The 1598-nt window shown below is 47.8% G+C and carries 3 protein-coding genes; all 3 read right to left on the reverse strand.

Features of this window, described 5'->3' with window-relative positions; translation table 11 throughout:
• Window positions 1–134: 134 nt before the first annotated feature.
• Window positions 135–989, reverse strand: coding sequence for a DUF2887 domain-containing protein (locus B9T16_RS28520; protein WP_410246370.1), 855 nt, complete (start codon window positions 987–989; stop codon window positions 135–137).
• 21 nt (window positions 990–1010) lie between these two features.
• Window positions 1011–1136, reverse strand: coding sequence for a hypothetical protein (locus B9T16_RS28525; RefSeq protein WP_410246371.1), 126 nt, complete (start codon window positions 1134–1136; stop codon window positions 1011–1013).
• Window positions 1137–1162: 26 nt separating this feature from the next.
• A partial coding sequence (locus B9T16_RS28530) for a DUF4351 domain-containing protein (RefSeq protein ID WP_410246372.1) occupies window positions 1163–1598 on the reverse strand: 436 nt, incomplete at its 5' end.

Genomic DNA, 1598 nt, shown 5'->3' on the forward strand with positions numbered 1-1598 from the left:
ATAGTTTGTCAGTTTTCATATGTTGGGACGGGGCTGGTACTCAGTCCAATTTGATTACGGCTTTGATTACGGCTTTGATTAAGGCGATCGCTTGATGAATATATTGAGAAAAATTCTATAATAGATTCACACCATCATATGCTCTGCAACCAGTGCACTAAATCCTCCATCCCCCGAAAATCTAACAAAGCCTCCGCCAACTCATCCCTTCGACCCGAGTTGAGAGATATCACCTGTTGCCGTTGCATATCCGACAACTCACCACAGCGACGGGTTAACAGTCGCAACAGCATCTGGGTCTGTGCTTCTTCGCGACCTTCTTCGCGACCTTCTTCGCGACCCTTCTGCAACACATCCCGATAAAACCGGGTATCCTCAAGCCTAACCTGGGTAATATCCAACATTTCCCGTATCTCCTCCAAGCTCAACTGTGGAAACTTACTCRCCAKTATACTTTCTACCAAATCTAACCGTCGCTGAAATACCTCCTCACTCGCCTCAACATTCAACAAATCACGAGCGCTTTGTGGGGTTTCCGACTCCGGCAATACCAACAACCGCAACAACGCCAAATTCGGACTCAAATCCGACCKACCAATCAAGTCTTCGAGATAAAGCCTTTCTACCAAATTATCTAATAGCAGGCGATAGGGAGTCTCCACCCCAAACCCCTGGCTGCGACTGGAGAAAATCAATAGCCCCCGCCAAGGTCGGCTCACCTCATATTGTCCCAGATACATGAACACTTCCCGAAAAAAGCGACCGTAGAATCCCCTATCAGGCTGCATTTGCGCTTCCACGAACACCAAGGGCAAATCTGGGTTATCATCCCCCACAGGGGTAAATAAGCCATCAATACGCTGTTCCTGTTCTTTGACCACCGGAGCGCTATAATCAAATTGGCAGTCCATGGGAATGCCCGGCACTAACTCAGCAATCAGTTCCGGTTGCCATAGGAAAATGCGATAAAATAGTTTGTCAGTTTTCATATGTTGGGACGGGGCTGGTACTCAGTCCAATTTGATTACGGCTTTGATTACGGCTTTGATTAAGGCTTTGATTAAGGCTTTGATTAAGGCGATCGCTTGTTTCCAGAAACCCGGTTTGTCTTTGTCAAAAAAACCGGGTTTCTTCAATTCTGAGTTGGTTTGGGATAAGTTTGTCAGTTTTCATCTGTCTGCAACCAGTGCACTAAATCCTCCATCCCCCGAAAATCTAACAAAGCCTCCGCCAACTCATCCCTTCGACCCGAGTTGAGAGATATCACCTGTTGCCGTTGCATATCCGACAACTCACCACAGCGACGGGTTAACTGTCGCAACAGCATCTGGGTCTGTGCTTCTTCGCGACCTTCTTCGCGACCTTCTTCGCGGCCCTTCTGCAACACATCCCGATAAAACCGGGTATCCTCAAGCCTAACCTGGGTAATATCCAACATTTCCCGTATCTCCTCCAAGCTCAACTGTGGAAACTTACTCACCAGTATACTTTCTACCAAATCCAACCGTCGCCGAAATACCTCCTCACTCGCCTCAACATTCAACAAATCACGAGCGCTTTGTGAGGTTTCCGCCTCCGGCAATACCAACAACCGCAAC

Origin of the sequence: Arthrospira sp. PCC 8006 (assembly GCF_046480465.1) — a bacterium.
Taxonomy (GTDB): Bacteria; Cyanobacteriota; Cyanobacteriia; order Cyanobacteriales; family Microcoleaceae; genus Limnospira; species Limnospira platensis.